This window comes from Ornithinicoccus hortensis (assembly GCF_006716185.1).
Taxonomy (GTDB): domain Bacteria; phylum Actinomycetota; class Actinomycetes; order Actinomycetales; family Dermatophilaceae; genus Ornithinicoccus; species Ornithinicoccus hortensis.
In genome coordinates this window covers 1,320,549-1,335,541 of sequence record NZ_VFOP01000001.1, presented here as the reverse complement: position 1 = coordinate 1,335,541, position 14,993 = coordinate 1,320,549, and the positions used below count along the sequence as shown (strand labels likewise).

The window sequence follows — 14,993 nt, the reverse complement described above, 5'->3', positions numbered from 1 at the left end:
GATCCCGTCCGCCCCGGTGGCCGTCATCGGACGGTTCACCGGGTGCGGCGGGTGCGGCGGCCGCGCGTGGATGCCACGCGGACGTGCTGCATGCGGCCGGAACGGTTGCTGTACTCGGGTTGCAGCAACTGCATCCGCTCCACGTGCCGAGCGCGCGCGAGTTCCTGATCCATGGCGTGGAACATGACGCTCTCCTTCCAAGAGTGGTCACGACGGTTGATGTCACTGTCGGGGCGGTTAGGCCGCGACAGGGTTCTTGCGGGGACGGCCCCGGGGCCGCTTGCGGGGGACGACCGTGCCCTGGAGCACGAGTTGGCCTCCCCAGACGCCCCACGGCTCTGCCCGCTCCAGGGCGCCCTCGAGACACTGCGCGCGCAGCGGGCAGTCGCCACACAGCGCCTTGGCCATCTCGACGTCCTCGGGGAGCTCGGCGAACCACAGGTCGGCCGGGTTCTGCCGGCACGGCAGGTCCATCTCCTCCGAGAGGTTCGTCGCCCTGGTGTGCGCTGCGGTGTCCCAACTGGGGGCGGCGTCGACGACGCCTGCGTGGCTAGACACGCTGATCCTTTCCTCGCGGGTGTGCTGGGCGGTGTGTCGGTGGCCCTGCTGCGGCCACCGATCGTGATCGGTCATGGCGGGTCCTCTCCGAGTTTCTGGGGGAGGATCCACGGCCGGCAGGTGCGAGTAGTGGCACACACACGAAGGCCGCGGATCCCAGATCGGGTTCCGCGGCCGGCGAGGTCGGTAGCGCTAGGTGGCTACCTCACCTGGTCAGCAGGGAACGCCGCATCTGCGACGGGGGCGGGGGACGGAGCGACTCCTCCGGCGGCAAAGCCGCCGATCCCACGCAGCCGAGAGCCGCAGAGGATGGAATCGGGCAGGGTGACGCCCCGGTCCACCACATCGATCACGGTGATGTTCCTCATGATTTCCATCCTCCTCTCTCTTCCGACTGCTGCCCCGCACGCGACCGCAAGCGATCCCTACGGGCTGGACAGGAAACAGAGTACGACCCCCGCGAAGGGCCGTGCAAGGTATTTAACGAGTTTCCGCGGACGAGCCCAGAATCCGCAGCACGTCGGGCCCGTATCGCTCGAGTTTCGCCGGTCCGACGCCCGCGATCCGGCCGAGTTCGGCAGTGTCCGAAGGGGTCCCCTCCGCGATGGCGGTGAGGGTGGCGTCCGTGAAGACGACGTAGGCGGGAACCTCCTGCTCCTTCGCGGTCGCCAGGCGCCACTCCCGCAGCGCCTCGAAGGTCGCCTCGTCGTAGGTGGGCGGGCAGGCCTCGCAGCGCCCGATCTTGCGCTCGGCGGCCGTCGCCAGCTCACCCCCGCACCCGCGGCAGACCTTGCGCTTCTTCGGTTTCCCGGCGGCACGGCTGCGTCCGGGCCCGCCCTCCTCCCGGGCCATCCCGAGCAGTCCCGCCGCCGGCAGCAGGAACCGGCTCATCCGACGGGTGGCGCGGCCGCCCTGCCCACGCGCCCCGGCCCAGCTGAGCCGGATCTCCCGACGCGCCCGGGTGAGCCCGACGTACAGCAGCCGCCGCTCCTCCTCGATCCGGTCCGGCCCCTCGGCCACCGAGATCGGCAACAACCCGTCGCTGCAGCCGGCCAGGAAGACGATATCCCACTCCAGGCCCTTCGCGGCGTGCAACGAGGCCAGCGTCACCCCCTGCACGGTCGGCGCGTGCTGCTCGGCGATCCTGCGGTCCAGCTCGGCGACCAGTGCCGGCAGCCGCAACTCGGGGTCCGCGGCAGACAGGTCGTCCGCGAGGTGGACCAGCGCCTGCAGCGACTCCCACCGCTCGCGGGTGGCCCCCGAGGCCGAGGGCGGCTCGGGGGTCCACCCCGCACCGCTCAGCACGTCCCGCACCACCCGGCCCAACGGCATACTCACGTCATCGGACCTGGCCGCCCCCCGGAGTAGCAGGATCGCCTGCCGCACCTCGGTCCGGGAGAAGAACCGTTCGCCGCCACGTACCAGGTAGGGCAGGCCCGCCGACGCGAGGGCGTTCTCGATCGCCTCGGACTGGGCGTTCGTCCGGAACAGGATGGCGATGCCAGCCGCCTCCTGCCCGGAGGCCACGAACTTCCCGATCTGGGCGGCGATGCCGGCCGCCTCGGCCACGTCGTCGTCGTAGCGGGTCACCCGGGGGTCGGGTCCGGGCTCCCCCGCGGCCTGGAGCCGGACCGGGTTGGCCCCCGGCGCGGCGGCGAGGACGGTGTTGGCCAGCTGGACGACCTGGGGGCTGGACCGGTAGTTGCGGACCAGGCGCACCACGTCGGCGTCGGGGTGTGCCTTGGCGAAGCCGAGCAGGTGCCGCGGGGAGGCCCCGGTGAAGGAGTAGATCGTCTGGGCGGGGTCACCCACGACGCAGATGTCCTTGCGGCCCCCCACCCAGAGGTCCAACAGCTGTTGCTGGACCGTGTTGACGTCCTGGTACTCGTCCACCACGAAGTGCCGGTACTGGTCGCGGATCGCGGCCGCGATCTGCGGGTGCTCGGCCAGGATGCCGACCATGAGGAGCAGGACGTCCTCGAAGTCGATGACGTGGCGCTCCCCCTTGACCTCCTCGTAGGTCTGCATCAGCCGGGCCACCGCGGTCGGCTCGTAGCCGGCCGGCTGCCGGGACTCCCGCCGCGCCGCGGCCGGGTAGGTCTCCGGGGTCAGCATGTTGACCTTGGCCCACTCGATCTCGGCGGCCAGGTCCCGGAGCTCGGTGCGGTCGGTCCGCAGCCGCAGCCGTCCGGCCGCCTCGGCCACCGCCGGCGCCTTGTGCCCGAGCACCTCCGGGGGTGCCCCGCCGACGGCCTGGGGCCAGAAGTACTGCAACTGCCGCAACGCGGCGGCGTGGAACGTGCGGGCCTGCGCCCCCGGCACCCCGAGCCCGCGCAGCCTGGTCCGCATCTCACCGGCGGCCCGTGCCGTGAACGTCACGGCGAGCACGCGGTGGGCGGGGTAGGCACCGGACCAGACACCGAAGGCGATCCGGTGCGTGATGGCCCGGGTCTTGCCCGACCCGGCGCCGGCCAGCACGCACATCGGCCCCAACGGCTGCTCGGCCACCCGCCGCTGGTCGGGGTCGAGGGCGACCAGGATGTCGTCGGCCGTGCCCGGGACGGTCACGAGTCCCGCCCCCGGAACGGCTGGCTGACCTCCTCGGAGGCCTCGATCTCCCCGCCGAACCAGTCCTCGATGAGCCGCCGGGCGATGGACACCCTCGGCGGGAGCTGCACGTCACCGTTGCGCACCGCCCAGTTGAGCTCGCCCCGGGTGAACCACTCCGCCCGGACGATCTCCTCCTCGTCCAGCTCGAGCCCGGTGTCGGTCGCGCGGGCCGAGAAGCCGACCATCAGCGAGGCCGGGAACGGCCACGGCTGGTTGCCGCGGTAGACGACGTCCTCCACGTGCACGCCCACCTCCTCGAAGACCTCGCGCGCGACGGTCGCCTCCAGCGACTCCCCCGCCTCGACGAAGCCGGCGAGGACGGACAGCCTGTTCTCCGGCCAGTGCGGGCCGCGGGCCAGCAGCAGCCGGTCCTCCCGGTCGGTCACCGCGACGATGATGGCCGCGTCCGTGCGGGGGAAGTGCTCCGACCCGTCCTCGGTGCACCGGCGGGACCACCCGCCCTGCTCGGGGACGGTCTCCGCCCCGCACCGCGGGCATCGCGGGTGCCGGGCGTGCCAGTGGGCCAGCGCCAGCGCGCTGGTGAACACCCCGGCGTGGGTGTCGTCGAGCTCCGCACCGGCCTCGCGGAGCGTGCGCCAGCCCGGACCGGGTGCCTCGGCAGCGCCGTCCTCCGCGCCACCGTCCGCGCTGTCCCGGGGCAGCGCCACGTAGGACACCCCGTCGCCGTCCACCCCGAGGTAGAGCACCAACTGGTCGCCGTCGCCGAACTGCGGCGGACGGAAGACCAGTTGCAGCGTCCCGTCGACACGGCAGGTCGGTGCCTGCTTGTCCACCATGTCCAGGACCTGCGTCTCCGGATCGGCCAGCACGGCCTTGATCAGGCCGGGGTCACGCCTCCTGGTGTGGGACCGGTCGAGGGTCCCCCGGGAGAGCGAGAGGTCCAACAGGTAGTCGACGGAAGGGCTCACCCGGTCACTGTAGGCGGCTCGGGTGACAACCGGACGGGGCGTCCTGCCACGCTTGGGCAAGCACACGGCATACGGTGTTGGGGTGACCCGTAGTGACCTCGCCCTTGCCGCGCTGGCGACGGCCGCCGTGCCCGGGATGAAACCCGTCTCCGTGGCCGGCGTGCGGCCGGCGACCGACCAATCGACCCCGCGCTACCAGGTTGCCTTCGTCGAGGACGCCACCGGACGGACCTGGGTCGTCCGGGCCCCGCTGGATGCCGCCGGGGGCGCGGAGCTGGAGCGCAACGACGAACTGATCCGGATGCTGGGCCGGCACCTGCCGTTCAAGGTGCCCGCCGCGGCGGGCTACGCCGACCTGGGCGCCGCCGGCCGGGCCGCGGTCTACCCGTATGTCGAGGGCTCGGCACTGAACTTCCGGCACCTCCCGGTGGGTCCCGGCCTGACCAGCGCGGTCGGGCGGGCGCTCGCGGCCGTGCACAACATCCAGCGCGAACTGTTCGAGGAGGCCGGGACGCCGGTCTTCGACGCGGCCGCCTACCGGGCCCGGCGGCTGGCCGAGCTGGACCGCGCCGCCGAGACCGGCCATGTCCCGACCGGCCTGTTGACCCGGTGGGAGCAGGCCCTGGAGGCCGCGCCCCTGTGGCAGTTCTCGACCACGGCCACCCACGGGTCCCTGGACGGTGGGTCGTTCCTCGTGGCCTTCGCCGAGGACGACGCGGCGACCGGCCGCGTGGTCGCGCTGACCGGGTGGGAGAACGCCCAGGTCGCCGACCCGGCGGACGACTTCGCCGCCCTGGTCAAGCAGGCCAGCCCGGAAGTGGTCGACGCCGTGCTGGAGAGCTACGCCATCGCCCGGTCCCAGCGCCCCGACGGCTACCTGATCCACCGGGCCCGCCTGGCCTCCGAGCTCCAGCTGGTCGCCGGCCTGGCCCACGCCGTCGACGCCGAGAACACCGCCGTGATCCGGGAGCGTGCCGAGAAGCTGCGCAAGCTGGACCGGCTGACCTCGGTCGACGACTCGCTGGTCCCGCGGACCGCGCTCGTCGCCACCCCGAGGTCCGACAGCACCGTGACGACCGCCCCGGAGGCGAACGTCTCACCGCAGCCGGTGGTGCAGCCGGACGCGGCGACGGAGGCGGACGGCGGATCCTCCGCAGGGGCCGACGACCACGACCCGGACGCGACGGGCCCGGTGCCCCCACCCGGCGAGGAGGACGTCGCCGAGGGCCGGACCGAGGACGCGGACGGCGCTGCAGACGTGGACGAGACGGACGACGCAGACCCCCTGGACGGCGGCGTCGTCGAGGTCTCGGACCGCCCTGCTGCCTGGCAGACCGTGCAGGGCCGCCAGGCCGAGCCGGCCGAGGACCCGACCGAGGAGATCCCCGCCCCGGAGGGGACCGGGGCGCCGGAGGAGACCGTCACAGCGGAGCCCGTCACTCCGGAGGAGGCGGAGGCAGCGGAGGACCCGGAGGTGCCGGAAGACCCCGCGGAGGGGGCAGATGCACCGGAGGACTCCGCCGACGCGACGCCGGACCTCGGCGACGACGAAAGCGACGAGGCCGGCGAAGACGACGCGGACGACGCAGCGGATCGCCTGCAGACCCTCTACGGCATGCCGACGGAGCCGGACGCGTCCGCCACCGACGCCGAGGACGCCGCTGCTGAGGATCCGGCCGACGACCCCGACGGTCAGGACGGGGAGACGTCTGCCGACCGCGCCTGAGGGGTGCCGCCGAGCAGCTCCCCCACCAGGTCCTCGAGCTGGTCCTCCCCCAGCAGGTCCGGTGTCTCCGACACCCCGTTGGCGGCGAAGAAGAAGGCCGCCTCGATCCGGTCCACCGGGACACCGGTGAGCCGGGAGTACGCCACACGGTAAGCCGAGAGCTGGACGGCCCGCCGCCGCCGTGCGGCGTCGTCGCCCTGTGTGCCGGTCTTCCAGTCCACGATGGTGTGGCGCCCGTCCTCCCCCACGAACACCGCATCGATCCGGCCCCGGACCGGGATCCCCGCCACGAGGGTCTCGACGGCCACCTCCACGGCATGGGGGGTCCGGGCGGCCCAGGGCGAGTCCAGGAAGTTCTGTCGGAGCCGGGCCAGGTCCGGCACCCCGCTGCCCGAGGAGGATCCCGTCCCCTCCTCCAGGTCCTGCAGGTCCGCGAGGTCGACCAGCGTGGCCGCGGCGAAGTGCTGCTCCACCCAGCTGTGGAACTCGGTGCCGGTGCGGGCCGCGACGGCCGGCGGTGCGGGCACCGGCCGGCGCTGCCGCCGCCAATAGCCGTCGGGGTCCGCGGAGAGCTCGACCAGCGCCGACGTGGACAGGTGCTCCGGGCTCGCCGGTCGCCAGCCGTCCCGCCCGGAGCGCTTCCGGGCCCGTTCGGCGAGCAGCAGGGCGATCTGGTGGTCCCGGTCGGCATCGGCCGGCTCCTCCGGCGGTCCGTCGGCCGCAGCCCCGTCGGCCGGGGCGCCCGCCGGTGCGGCTCCGGTGCGGGCGTCCAGCACGGCGCGGACCAGGTCGCGCGCCTCGGTCCTGCGCGCGTCGGGCCCCACCGGCCACCCCGCCCGGGTCTCCTCCTCCAGCAGCGGGTTCACCGCCTCCCCCGGGTCCGCGGGGTCGGGCATCGGGTCCCACCGAGTGATCCGGACCGGCACGGCGGGGTCGGCGATCAACTCCTCGAGGAACCGTGAGGTCACCCGTGGTGTGGAGCCGGTCGACCAGACCGGTGCGGTCAAGAGCATCTCGCTCCTGGCCCGGGTGAACGCCACGTAGGCGAGCCGGCGTTCCTCGGTGAGCTGGTGCCTGCCCCCGGCAGCGCGGTGGTCCTCGAGTGCGTCGCGCAGGTGTGTCGTGTCGCTCAGGCTGTCCCACGGCATCGTCGGGAGCCCGTCGGCGTCACCGCGCAGCGGGTAGGGCAGGGACCCGATCCCGGTCAGCCACCCCCGGTCACGGGGCTCGGGGACCACCCACCCGCCGTCCTCGACCCGGGCCCGCTGGGTGTGCGAGGGGAAGACCGCCTCGGCCAGCCCGGGCACGGCGACGACGTCCCACTCCAGCCCCTTGGCCGCGTGCACGGTCAGCACCTGGACGGCCTCGGAGGACACCGAGACCTCGGCGGGCTCCAGCCCCCGCTCGCGGTCCCGCGCGGCCTCCAGCCAGTCGATGAACCCGCCGAGGGTGGGGCGCTGCGCGGAGGCGGCGAACCCGGCGGAGACCTCGACCAGCGCGTCCAGCTGGGCACGCGCCCAGGACGCCGGTTGGTCCGGGTCGGCCGCGACCTCGATGTCCAGGCCCAGCAGCCGTTCGGCTTCCACGAGCAGGTCCGGCACGGGGAGCCCGACGAGGCCGCGCAGCCGGTCGAGCACCCGCCCGAGCGCGGTCACCCGGGCGAGGGCCGTGGCCGAGATCGACTGTCCGGTCGGCGCCGTCCAGGTCTCGGCAGGAGGCGTATGCAGTGCCTCGGCGAGGAGCGCGGGGTCGGACTCGGGGGCTCCCGCCTGGCGGTGCAGGGCCCGCGCCCAGGCCCACAGCACGTCGAGGTCGGCGGCGCCCAACCGGCAGACCGGTCCGGTGAGCAACCGCATCAACTGGTCACCCCGGCCCGGGTCCTGGGTGATCGTCAACAGCGCGACGAGGTCGGCCACCTCGGGGGCGCTGAGCAGGCCGCCCAGGCCGACCACCTCGACCGGCAGTCCCCGCCGGCGGAGCGCGTGGACGATCCCGTCGAACTGGGCCCGGTTGCGGCACAACACCGCCGCGGAGGTGCCGGTGCGTTCCCCGGACGCGTCGAGCCATCGGGCGTGGATCCAGCCGGCGACGTGCTCGGCCTCGTGTTCGTGGGTGACCAGGCGCGCGGCCTCGATGTCGCCGGTCGGCGCACCCGGCCGGGACACGAGCTCCTCCACGGGGACCCGGCTGGCGTCCCGGAGCGGCCGGGCCGTGCGGTTGGCGGCGCTGAGCACCCGGTCGGCGTTGCGCCAGGAGGTGCTCAGCGCCAGGACCGGCGCCGCAGCGCCCCCGGCACGGAAGCGTTCCGGGAAGCGGGTCAGGGTGGTCGCGCTGGCGCCGCGCCAGCCGTAGATGGACTGGTTCGGGTCCCCGACGGCTGTGACCGGCAGGGGGTGCCCGGCATACAGCGACTCCAGCAGGACCATCTGCGCCTCGCTGGTGTCCTGGAACTCGTCGAGCAGGACCGCCCTGAACCGTTGCCGCTCCAGCACACCGACCGCCGGGAGATCACGCGCGATCCGGGCGGCCGCCGCCATCTGGTCGGCGAAGTCGAGGGAGCGCAGCGATGCCTTGAGCGCGCGGTACTCCTGCACCAGCGGGTAGACCCTGGCCATGTTGCGCAGGTCCCGCGCCATCTCGGCGCCGACCTTCAGCGGCTTCCGGTGGTCCTTGCCCGGCAACGCCGCCACCCGCTCCGCCAGCCGGCTCAGGAACTCCTGGGCCTGGTCCGGTTCGACGAGGTGTTCGGCGAGCTCCCCCGACACCGACAGCAGGGCCTCGGTCACGGTGGACACCGCCAGCGGCACCTCGTCCATATCGCCGTCGTAGGTGCGCACGACCTGCCCGGCCAACTGCCAGCTGGCCGCCTCCGATAACAACCGCGACTCCGGCTCGATGCCGATCCTCAGCCCGTGCTCGGTCACCAGCCGTCCCGCGTAGGCGTGGTAGGTGGAGACCGTCGGCAGCGCCGACGCCTCCCCGTCGTCCTCGGTCCGCCACAGCCCGGCATCCCGCACCGCACGCAGCCGGGTGCCGATCCGCTCGGCGAGCTCGATCGAGGCCTTGCGGGTGAAGGTCAGGCCGAGGACCTCCTCCGGACGGACCAGTCCGTTGGTGACCAGCCAGACGACCCGCGCCGCCATCGTCTCGGTCTTGCCCGACCCGGCGCCCGCGACGACCAGCGTCGGCTCGAGGGGCGCCTCGATGACCGCGGTCTGCTGGGGGGTGGGGGGCGGACTGCCCACGGCCGCGGCGATGTCGTGCGCGGACAGGCTCATCGCAGAGTCCTCCCCTCCGGCTGCAGCGGGCAGCTGAACTTGACCGCACAGGTGCGGCACCAGCCACCCACCGTGGCCGGGAAGCTGGACCCGGCCATGCCGACGGCGGTGCGTTCCAGCAGGTCGTGCGCCCACCGCGGATCGTCATCGTCCCTGAGCGGCCGCTGCGGCTGCACGGACGCGGCCTTGCCGGCGGCGCGGCCGATGTGCACGAGGGCCGCGCCACCGGACTCGGCAGGGTCCTGGACGGGCCCCTCGTCGCCCGGTTCGCCCACCAGGTCCTCGGCGGCGCTCACCGCCACCTGGTAGACCCCGAGCTGGGGGTGCCGCGCGACCTCCGGCGCCGTCGGCTTGCTGGCCCCGGTCTTCAGGTCCACGATCCGCAACCTGCCCTCGGGGTCGCGCTCCACCCGGTCGGCCCGCCCCGTGATCCGGGCCGACCCGACCGGGACGTCGAGGTCGATCTCCACCGCCGCCAACTCGTAGCCGGCCGCCCGGCTGCTGTCGACATAGCCGACATAGCGACGCAGCATGTCCCTGGCCCGGTCCCGGTCCCGCCGGTCGGCCCAGCCGTGCCCCAGCCCCAGTTCGGGCCAACGCTCCTCCAGCGCCGCGTCGAGCGTCTCCAGGTCGGCCTCCGGCTGCTCGGAGATGACGTCGTGCACGAGCGTCCCGAGGGAAGCCGACGCCGCGCCCCCCGGGTCGCCACCACGGCTGGACAACAGCCACCGCAGCGCGCACTCGTCGAAGGTCTGCACCCGCGATGGGGATACCCGCACCGGGCCCGTCTCCTGCAGCGGCCGCCCGTCGGACACCGCCCGCGCCTCCCACCACGAGTCGGGGTCGGCCCCGGTGATCCCCTCGGCGGCCAACCGCTCCAACCGGGCCGCGGCCCGGTCCCGGGCGGCGAGGTCACCGCCACGGTGCGCCAGCACGAGGTCCCGCCGGAGCCCGGCGACCAGCCCCCGGAGGGTCAGTGCGGGCGGCACGACCTCGACCCGGCGCCCGGTGCCGTCCGGGTCCAGCAGGTCCAGGAACGACGACGGCTGTTCCTCCGTGCCGGCCACCGCGGTCACGACCAGGTCGGCGCGCGAACGGGTGATCGCGCTGTAGAACTGCCGGGTCTCGTCGGCCCGGACCTGGCCCTGGGCGGCCCGGACCCCCTCCGGTCCCTCGAAGGGTCGACCGCGCAGGGCGCTGACCAGCGCCTCCGACCCGAGCAGGGTGTCGCGGAGCCGGAGGTCGGGCCAGACCCCCTCCTGCACGCCGACGACGGCGACGAGGTCCCACTCCCGCCCGGCCGCCCCCTGGGGGGTGAGGATCTCCACCGCCTCGTCAGGCCGGGCCCGGGCGACGAGGCTGTCCGGCCTCACCTCCTGGGCGGCGACGTGCTCGAGGAAGCCGGCCGGCCCCATCCCCGGCAACCGCTCGACATAGCTCGAGGCCGCGTCGAACAGCATCATCACGGCGTCGAGGTCGTGGTCGGCCCGGACCCCCGCGGCGCCGCCCTCCACCGCCTGCCGGGCCCAGCGGTCGGAGAGCCCGGAGGCCTGCCACAAGGACCACAGGACCGATTCGGCCGTCACGTCCGCGGCCAGGTGCCCGGAGTCGAGCCGCGGGGCCGCCGCGCGACCCGCCTGCAACACCCGCGCGACGGCGCGCGCCGCTCCGAGGTCCGGATCATCGGCCAGTTCCGCGACAGGCCCCGCCAGCAGCTCCGCGAGCGCCTCCTCGGGTGCCCTCATCGAGCCGAGGCCGTGCTCCCGGACGCGCAGTGCGCGCCGCAATCGGAGCAGGGTCACGGGATCGGCACCCCCCAGCACCGACGTGACCAGGTCGACGGCCTCTTCCGGGGTGGGCCCCGGCTGCTGACCATCGGGTGCCGCGTCCCGCAGCGCCACCGCGAACGCCGTGAGCAGGGCGCGGACCACGGGCTCGTCCCGCAGCGGCAGGGTGCCCCCGGGCACCACCACCGGGACCCCGGCCGAGGCGAAGCCGCGCCGCAACCCGTCGTGTCGGCCGCGGCTCCGGGCGATCACCGCCATCCGGGACCACGGCACCCCCTCCAGCAGGTGGGCCCGCCGCAGCCGGTCCGCCACGTATGCCGTCTCCTGGGCGGTGGTGCGGACGGTCACCACCGCGCACCCACCACCCGGACGGCTGGCCGTTGTCGCTCGGTGGGCGGTGCCGGTGCTGACCCCGATCCGGTCGGCCACCCGCCGTGCCGCCGTGGCGAGGTCCTCGGGCATCCGGTGCTGGGTCGTCAGCACCACCCTGGTCGGTCCGTCCGGGCCCGCGAGGTCGGCCGCGACCCGGTCGAACCGCGCCGGGTCGGCCCCGCGGAAGCCCTGCACCGTCAGGTCACCGTCGCCCAGCAACAGCAGGTCCGTCGCCGGGTCGTGCATCGCGCGCAGCAGCCGGGAGGCGGATGCGGTGAGTTCGTGGGCGTCGTCGACGACCACCAGGCGCAGCGCCCGGCGGACCCGCCGCGCCGCTGCCGGGTCCTCCTCCAGCAGGTCCGCCGCGGCCGTGCAGATCCAGGCGGGGTCGAACGCCCCGGGGCTGCGCAGGGCTGTGACCTGGTCATACTCCTCCAGGACCTGCGCCGCGGCCCGCCACTCCGGGCGCTGGTGGCGCTGCGCCAGGTCCATCAGGTCGGCGGGGTCCAGGCCGTGCTCCACCGCGCGCATCAGCAGGTCGCGCAACTGGTCACGGAAGCCGCGAGTGCCCAGCGCCCCCCGGACCGAGTCGGGCCACTCCGGCGCGGGAGCACTCCCCGCTGCGTGCCCGGCCAGCAGGTCGGACAGGATCAGGTCCTGCTCCGCGCCGGACAGGAGGCGGGGCGCCGGCTCACCACCGAGCGCCGCCGCCTGGCGCAGGACCGCGAATGCCAGGGCGGAAGGGGTCCGGGCGAGCGGCTCGGTCGTGGTGGCCGCCAGCCGCCGGGTGACGGCCACCCGCAGCGCGCCGGCTGCCACCCGGGTCGGGGCCAGCAACAGGGCGCTGTCGGCCGGGAGGCCGTCCCGGTGGACCCGGTCCGCGACGGCCTCGACCGCGACCGTCGTCTTGCCGGTGCCGGGGCCCCCGACGACCTGGAGGACCCCGCCGCGGTGGGCAACGGCGGCGGCCTGTCCGGCGTCGAGTCTTGGTGCAGTCATCCCGGACAGTCCATCAGGACCCACCGACACCACCGTCGGCAGGCGTCGGGCCGGACCACCGGGCGCGGCCCATGTCCACCCGGCCGCCCCGCCGGGGGATCCCCTCGGCGTCCCAGCGCGCCCTGGCGCGGTCCTCGTGACCGGGCGGAGGCGACCCGTCGGCCATGACCACCCGCCACCAGCAGGTGAGGCTGCCGTAGCGGCCGAGCACCTGACCCACCTGCCGCGGCCCGCCGCGCTCCACCAGCTCGGCGACATCGCCGTAGCTGAGTACCCGTCCGGGCGGCACCCGGTCGACGAGGTCGAGGACGATCTCGGCGAACTCCGGCAGGTCCCCCGCTCCGTTCGACCGCGCCCGTCCCATCGCGCCAGGATAGGCGGGGCGGGAATCGCCCTCGGGGCCACGTAGGATTGCGAACTGCTGAGGAGGAGGACCGTGAGCAGACCCATCAGCACGACCCGGCGGCGGATGAACCGCACGGAACGTCGCGCCCAGTTGCTACAAGCCGCCCAGGAGTCGTTCGTGCACAAGGGCTACCACGCCACGGCCATGGACGACATCGCCGAGCGGGCGGGCGTGTCCAAACCCGTGCTCTACCAGCACTTCGCCAGCAAACAGGACCTCTACCTGGGCCTGGTGGACCTGCAGGCCGACCGGTTGGTCGCGCTGGTGCGGGCGGCGCTGGACTCCACGTCGGACAATGCCGAACGGGTGGCCGCCTGCGTGGGCGCCTACTTCGAGTTCGTCGACCACGACCCCGGCTACCGGTTGATCTTCGACTCCGACCAGTCCTCCGACCCGGAGGTGCGCTCCCGGCTCACCCGGGTCGTCGAGGCCTGCGCCGGAGCCGTCGCCGGGACCATCCAGGAGGACACCGGGCTCCCCGGGGAGCAGGCGGCGCTGCTGGGCACGGCCTGCATCGGCCTCGCGCAGTCCTGCGCCGAGCGCTGGGTCGCCGAGGGCCGGCCGGTCGCCCGGGAGCAGGCCGCCGACCTGGTCGCACAGGTCGCCTGGCGCGGTCTGGGCGCGATGCCGCTGATCCGCGCGGAAGGATCCGCCGGCTAGGTGAGTTGTCCCTGGCGACAGACATACGTCCCACAACACAGTTCGTCGGACCGGCCCACGGGACGGTCCGCCCCCATGAGGAGGTCGTGATGGAAATTCGGATCGGTGTGCGCGAGGTGGCCCGCGAGGTCAGCCTGGAGTCGGCACAGTCGGCGGAAGAGGTGGAGGCCGCGGTGTCCGCCGCGGTGGAGAGCGGCACCGGCGTGCTGAGCCTGACCGACGAGAAGGGCGGCAAGGTCATCGTCCCGGTGAGCTCCGTGGGCTACGTCGAGATCGGCTCCCCCGAGCAGCCGCGGGTCGGTTTCGGCCGCGGCTGAGCCAGAGGCCGGTGCCGCGTGCCCCGTCGGCGCACGCCGCACCGACAGGTCACGACCCGGTCACGGAAGCGTGTCGGGCTGCGCCGCCTACCGCCCGGTCCTATGCTGGGGGCGCGTCATCTGTGACTCCTGTGACAGGTGAGACATCCGATATCCGCTGTCTGGGGTATCCAGCTCGAAAGGCACGAACATGATCGGAACCATCATCGGGGCACTCATCGCTGGGTGCATCATCGGTCCCCTGGCCCGGTTGGTCCTGCCGGGCAAGCAGAACATCTCCGTTCCCATCACGATCGGGCTCGGAGCCCTGGGTTCGCTGGGCGGCTCGCTGATCTACACCTGGCTGAGCGGCAACACCGACACCAAGGGCATCGACTGGATCGCCTTCTTCATCGGCATCGTGGTCGCTGCGGTGCTGATCCTCATCTACGGCGCCGTGGCGGGCAAGAAGGTCTGACACACGCCACGCACAGCACAGCCAGAGGGCGCGACCGCACCGGCGGCCGCGCCCTCTGGCTGTGTCGGTGCCGGCAGCGGCAGTCCGCTCAGGCCGTCAGCCCCAGCCGCTGCATCCGCGCGGCGTGGGCCTCGGTGAGCCGGGTGATCATCCGGCCGAACTCGGCTAGGTCCAGACCGGACCCCAGCCCTCCCCCGACGATCACCGAGGCCAGGGAGTCCCGCTCGACCATGACGTACTGGGTCTGGGCGATCGCCTCGCCGACCAACCGTCGACCCCACAGGGCCAGCCGGCCGGCGAGCCTGGGGTCCTTCTCGATGGCCTCGGTGACCGAGGCGACCACCAGGTCGTCCTGGTCGCCGTCCCCGAGGACCTGCTCGACCAGCGCCCGGTCCAGCGGCTCGAGGTGGACAGCGACCTCCCGGTAGAAGTCGCGTGCGATCCCGTCCCCGACATAGGCCTTCACCAGGCCCTCCAGCCAGTCGCTGGGGGTCGTCCGGTCGTGGTACGCCCGGATCGCGGGGACGAACGGAGCCATCGCCTCCTCCGGGTCCCGCCCCAACTCGGCGAGTCGGGCCGTGAGACGCTCGAACTGCCCGAACTCGACCGTCATCATCCGGCCGAGCGCCGACTGGACCGGGATGCTGGGCGCCCGCGCCGCGTCCGCGGCCATCTGCAGGCTCGCCGTCAGCTCGGCATACGCCAGCGCGCCGAACAGGTCCGCCAGCGCACCCTGGTCCACCGTCCCGGACCCCTGCGGGGGCTCCTGCGACACCACATCACCAGTCATGGTGCCAACCTACTGCCATCGGGCGATACACTGGCCGGACATACGGTGCCCGGTCGGCACGATGCACCGGCTGTCAGAGGCAGCCACCGAAGGACTTGACTCCG

General features: G+C 73.8%; 13 protein-coding genes. 4 read left to right on the top strand and 9 right to left on the bottom strand.

The annotated features are described in order from the left end of the window. Positions 1-35: 35 nt before the first annotated feature. From FB467_RS18455 to nudC, 5 genes are all read right to left on the bottom strand, one after another. On the bottom strand, positions 36-185 hold the full coding sequence (locus FB467_RS18455; RefSeq protein WP_153390467.1) for a hypothetical protein: 150 nt from the start codon (positions 183-185) through the stop codon (positions 36-38). Positions 186-237: 52 nt separating this feature from the next. Further along, the gene (locus FB467_RS06300; RefSeq protein WP_141786502.1) at positions 238-474 is read right to left on the bottom strand and encodes a WhiB family transcriptional regulator; all 237 of its coding nucleotides are present in this window, start codon (positions 472-474) and stop codon (positions 238-240) included. Positions 475-758: 284 nt separating this feature from the next. Further along, positions 759-926 carry a hypothetical protein gene (locus FB467_RS18450; protein ID WP_153390465.1) on the bottom strand — a complete coding sequence of 56 codons (168 nt, stop codon included), beginning with the start codon at positions 924-926 and terminating at the stop codon, positions 759-761. A 112-nt stretch (positions 927-1,038) separates the two neighbouring features. Continuing rightward, positions 1,039-3,042, bottom strand: coding sequence for an ATP-dependent DNA helicase UvrD2 (locus tag FB467_RS06295; protein WP_141786501.1), 2,004 nt, complete (start codon positions 3,040-3,042; stop codon positions 1,039-1,041). Positions 3,043-3,122: 80 nt separating this feature from the next. Beyond that, positions 3,123-4,097, bottom strand: coding sequence for an NAD(+) diphosphatase (nudC, locus tag FB467_RS06290; RefSeq protein WP_141784338.1), 975 nt, complete (start codon positions 4,095-4,097; stop codon positions 3,123-3,125). A gap of 82 nt (positions 4,098-4,179) precedes the next feature. Between nudC and FB467_RS06285 the strand changes: the two genes are divergently transcribed. Further along, a complete protein-coding gene (locus tag FB467_RS06285) occupies positions 4,180-5,823 on the top strand; it encodes a phosphotransferase (RefSeq protein ID WP_141784337.1) in 1,644 nt (547 codons plus the stop codon). Here the strand turns inward: FB467_RS06285 and FB467_RS06280 are convergent. The 3 genes from FB467_RS06280 to FB467_RS06270 are packed head-to-tail and all read right to left on the bottom strand — an operon-like array spanning position 5,790 to position 12,623. After that, positions 5,790-9,101 carry an ATP-dependent helicase gene (locus FB467_RS06280; protein WP_141784336.1) on the bottom strand — a complete coding sequence of 1,104 codons (3,312 nt, stop codon included), beginning with the start codon at positions 9,099-9,101 and terminating at the stop codon, positions 5,790-5,792. The genes FB467_RS06285 and FB467_RS06280 overlap by 34 nt on opposite strands. Beyond that, positions 9,098-12,259, bottom strand: a complete 3,162-nt coding sequence (locus FB467_RS06275; RefSeq protein ID WP_141784335.1) for an ATP-dependent helicase — start codon at positions 12,257-12,259, stop codon at positions 9,098-9,100. Before FB467_RS06275 ends, FB467_RS06280 begins: the two co-directional genes overlap by 4 nt. A 13-nt stretch (positions 12,260-12,272) precedes the next feature. After that, complete coding sequence (locus FB467_RS06270; protein ID WP_141784334.1) at positions 12,273-12,623, bottom strand: MGMT family protein; 351 nt, start codon at positions 12,621-12,623, stop codon at positions 12,273-12,275. Positions 12,624-12,695: 72 nt separating this feature from the next. Between FB467_RS06270 and FB467_RS06265 the strand changes: the two genes are divergently transcribed. The 3 genes from FB467_RS06265 (at position 12,696) to FB467_RS06255 (ending at position 14,099) form a co-directional block, all read left to right on the top strand. Continuing rightward, a complete protein-coding gene (locus tag FB467_RS06265) occupies positions 12,696-13,325 on the top strand; it encodes a TetR/AcrR family transcriptional regulator (protein ID WP_228393523.1) in 630 nt (209 codons plus the stop codon). A gap of 89 nt (positions 13,326-13,414) precedes the next feature. Continuing rightward, positions 13,415-13,642: a DUF3107 domain-containing protein gene (locus FB467_RS06260; protein WP_141784333.1), complete on the top strand. Its 228-nt coding sequence runs from the start codon at positions 13,415-13,417 to the stop codon at positions 13,640-13,642. 190 nt (positions 13,643-13,832) lie between these two features. After that, positions 13,833-14,099 carry a GlsB/YeaQ/YmgE family stress response membrane protein gene (locus FB467_RS06255; RefSeq protein WP_141784332.1) on the top strand — a complete coding sequence of 89 codons (267 nt, stop codon included), beginning with the start codon at positions 13,833-13,835 and terminating at the stop codon, positions 14,097-14,099. An 88-nt stretch (positions 14,100-14,187) separates the two neighbouring features. Here the strand turns inward: FB467_RS06255 and FB467_RS06250 are convergent, their stop codons facing one another. Further along, positions 14,188-14,889, bottom strand: a complete 702-nt coding sequence (locus FB467_RS06250; RefSeq protein ID WP_141784331.1) for a ferritin-like fold-containing protein — start codon at positions 14,887-14,889, stop codon at positions 14,188-14,190. Positions 14,890-14,993 lie beyond the last annotated feature (104 nt).

What these genes read in the sequence shown, in the direction of transcription:
- FB467_RS06260 (WP_141784333.1), top strand. Translation starts at nt 13,415, where the DNA reads ATGGAAATTCGGATCGGTGTGCGCGAGGTGGCCCGCGAGGTCAGCCTG.
- FB467_RS18455 (WP_153390467.1), bottom strand. Translation starts at nt 185, where the DNA reads ATGTTCCACGCCATGGATCAGGAACTCGCGCGCGCTCGGCACGTGGAG.
- FB467_RS18450 (WP_153390465.1), bottom strand. Translation starts at nt 926, where the DNA reads ATGAGGAACATCACCGTGATCGATGTGGTGGACCGGGGCGTCACCCTG.
- FB467_RS06250 (WP_141784331.1), bottom strand. Translation starts at nt 14,889, where the DNA reads ATGACTGGTGATGTGGTGTCGCAGGAGCCCCCGCAGGGGTCCGGGACG.
- FB467_RS06270 (WP_141784334.1), bottom strand. Translation starts at nt 12,623, where the DNA reads ATGGGACGGGCGCGGTCGAACGGAGCGGGGGACCTGCCGGAGTTCGCC.
- FB467_RS06255 (WP_141784332.1), top strand. Translation starts at nt 13,833, where the DNA reads ATGATCGGAACCATCATCGGGGCACTCATCGCTGGGTGCATCATCGGT.
- FB467_RS06295 (WP_141786501.1), bottom strand. Translation starts at nt 3,042, where the DNA reads ATGTGCGTGCTGGCCGGCGCCGGGTCGGGCAAGACCCGGGCCATCACG.
- FB467_RS06275 (WP_141784335.1), bottom strand. Translation starts at nt 12,259, where the DNA reads ATGACTGCACCAAGACTCGACGCCGGACAGGCCGCCGCCGTTGCCCAC.
- FB467_RS06280 (WP_141784336.1), bottom strand. Translation starts at nt 9,101, where the DNA reads ATGAGCCTGTCCGCGCACGACATCGCCGCGGCCGTGGGCAGTCCGCCC.
- FB467_RS06300 (WP_141786502.1), bottom strand. Translation starts at nt 474, where the DNA reads ATGGACCTGCCGTGCCGGCAGAACCCGGCCGACCTGTGGTTCGCCGAG.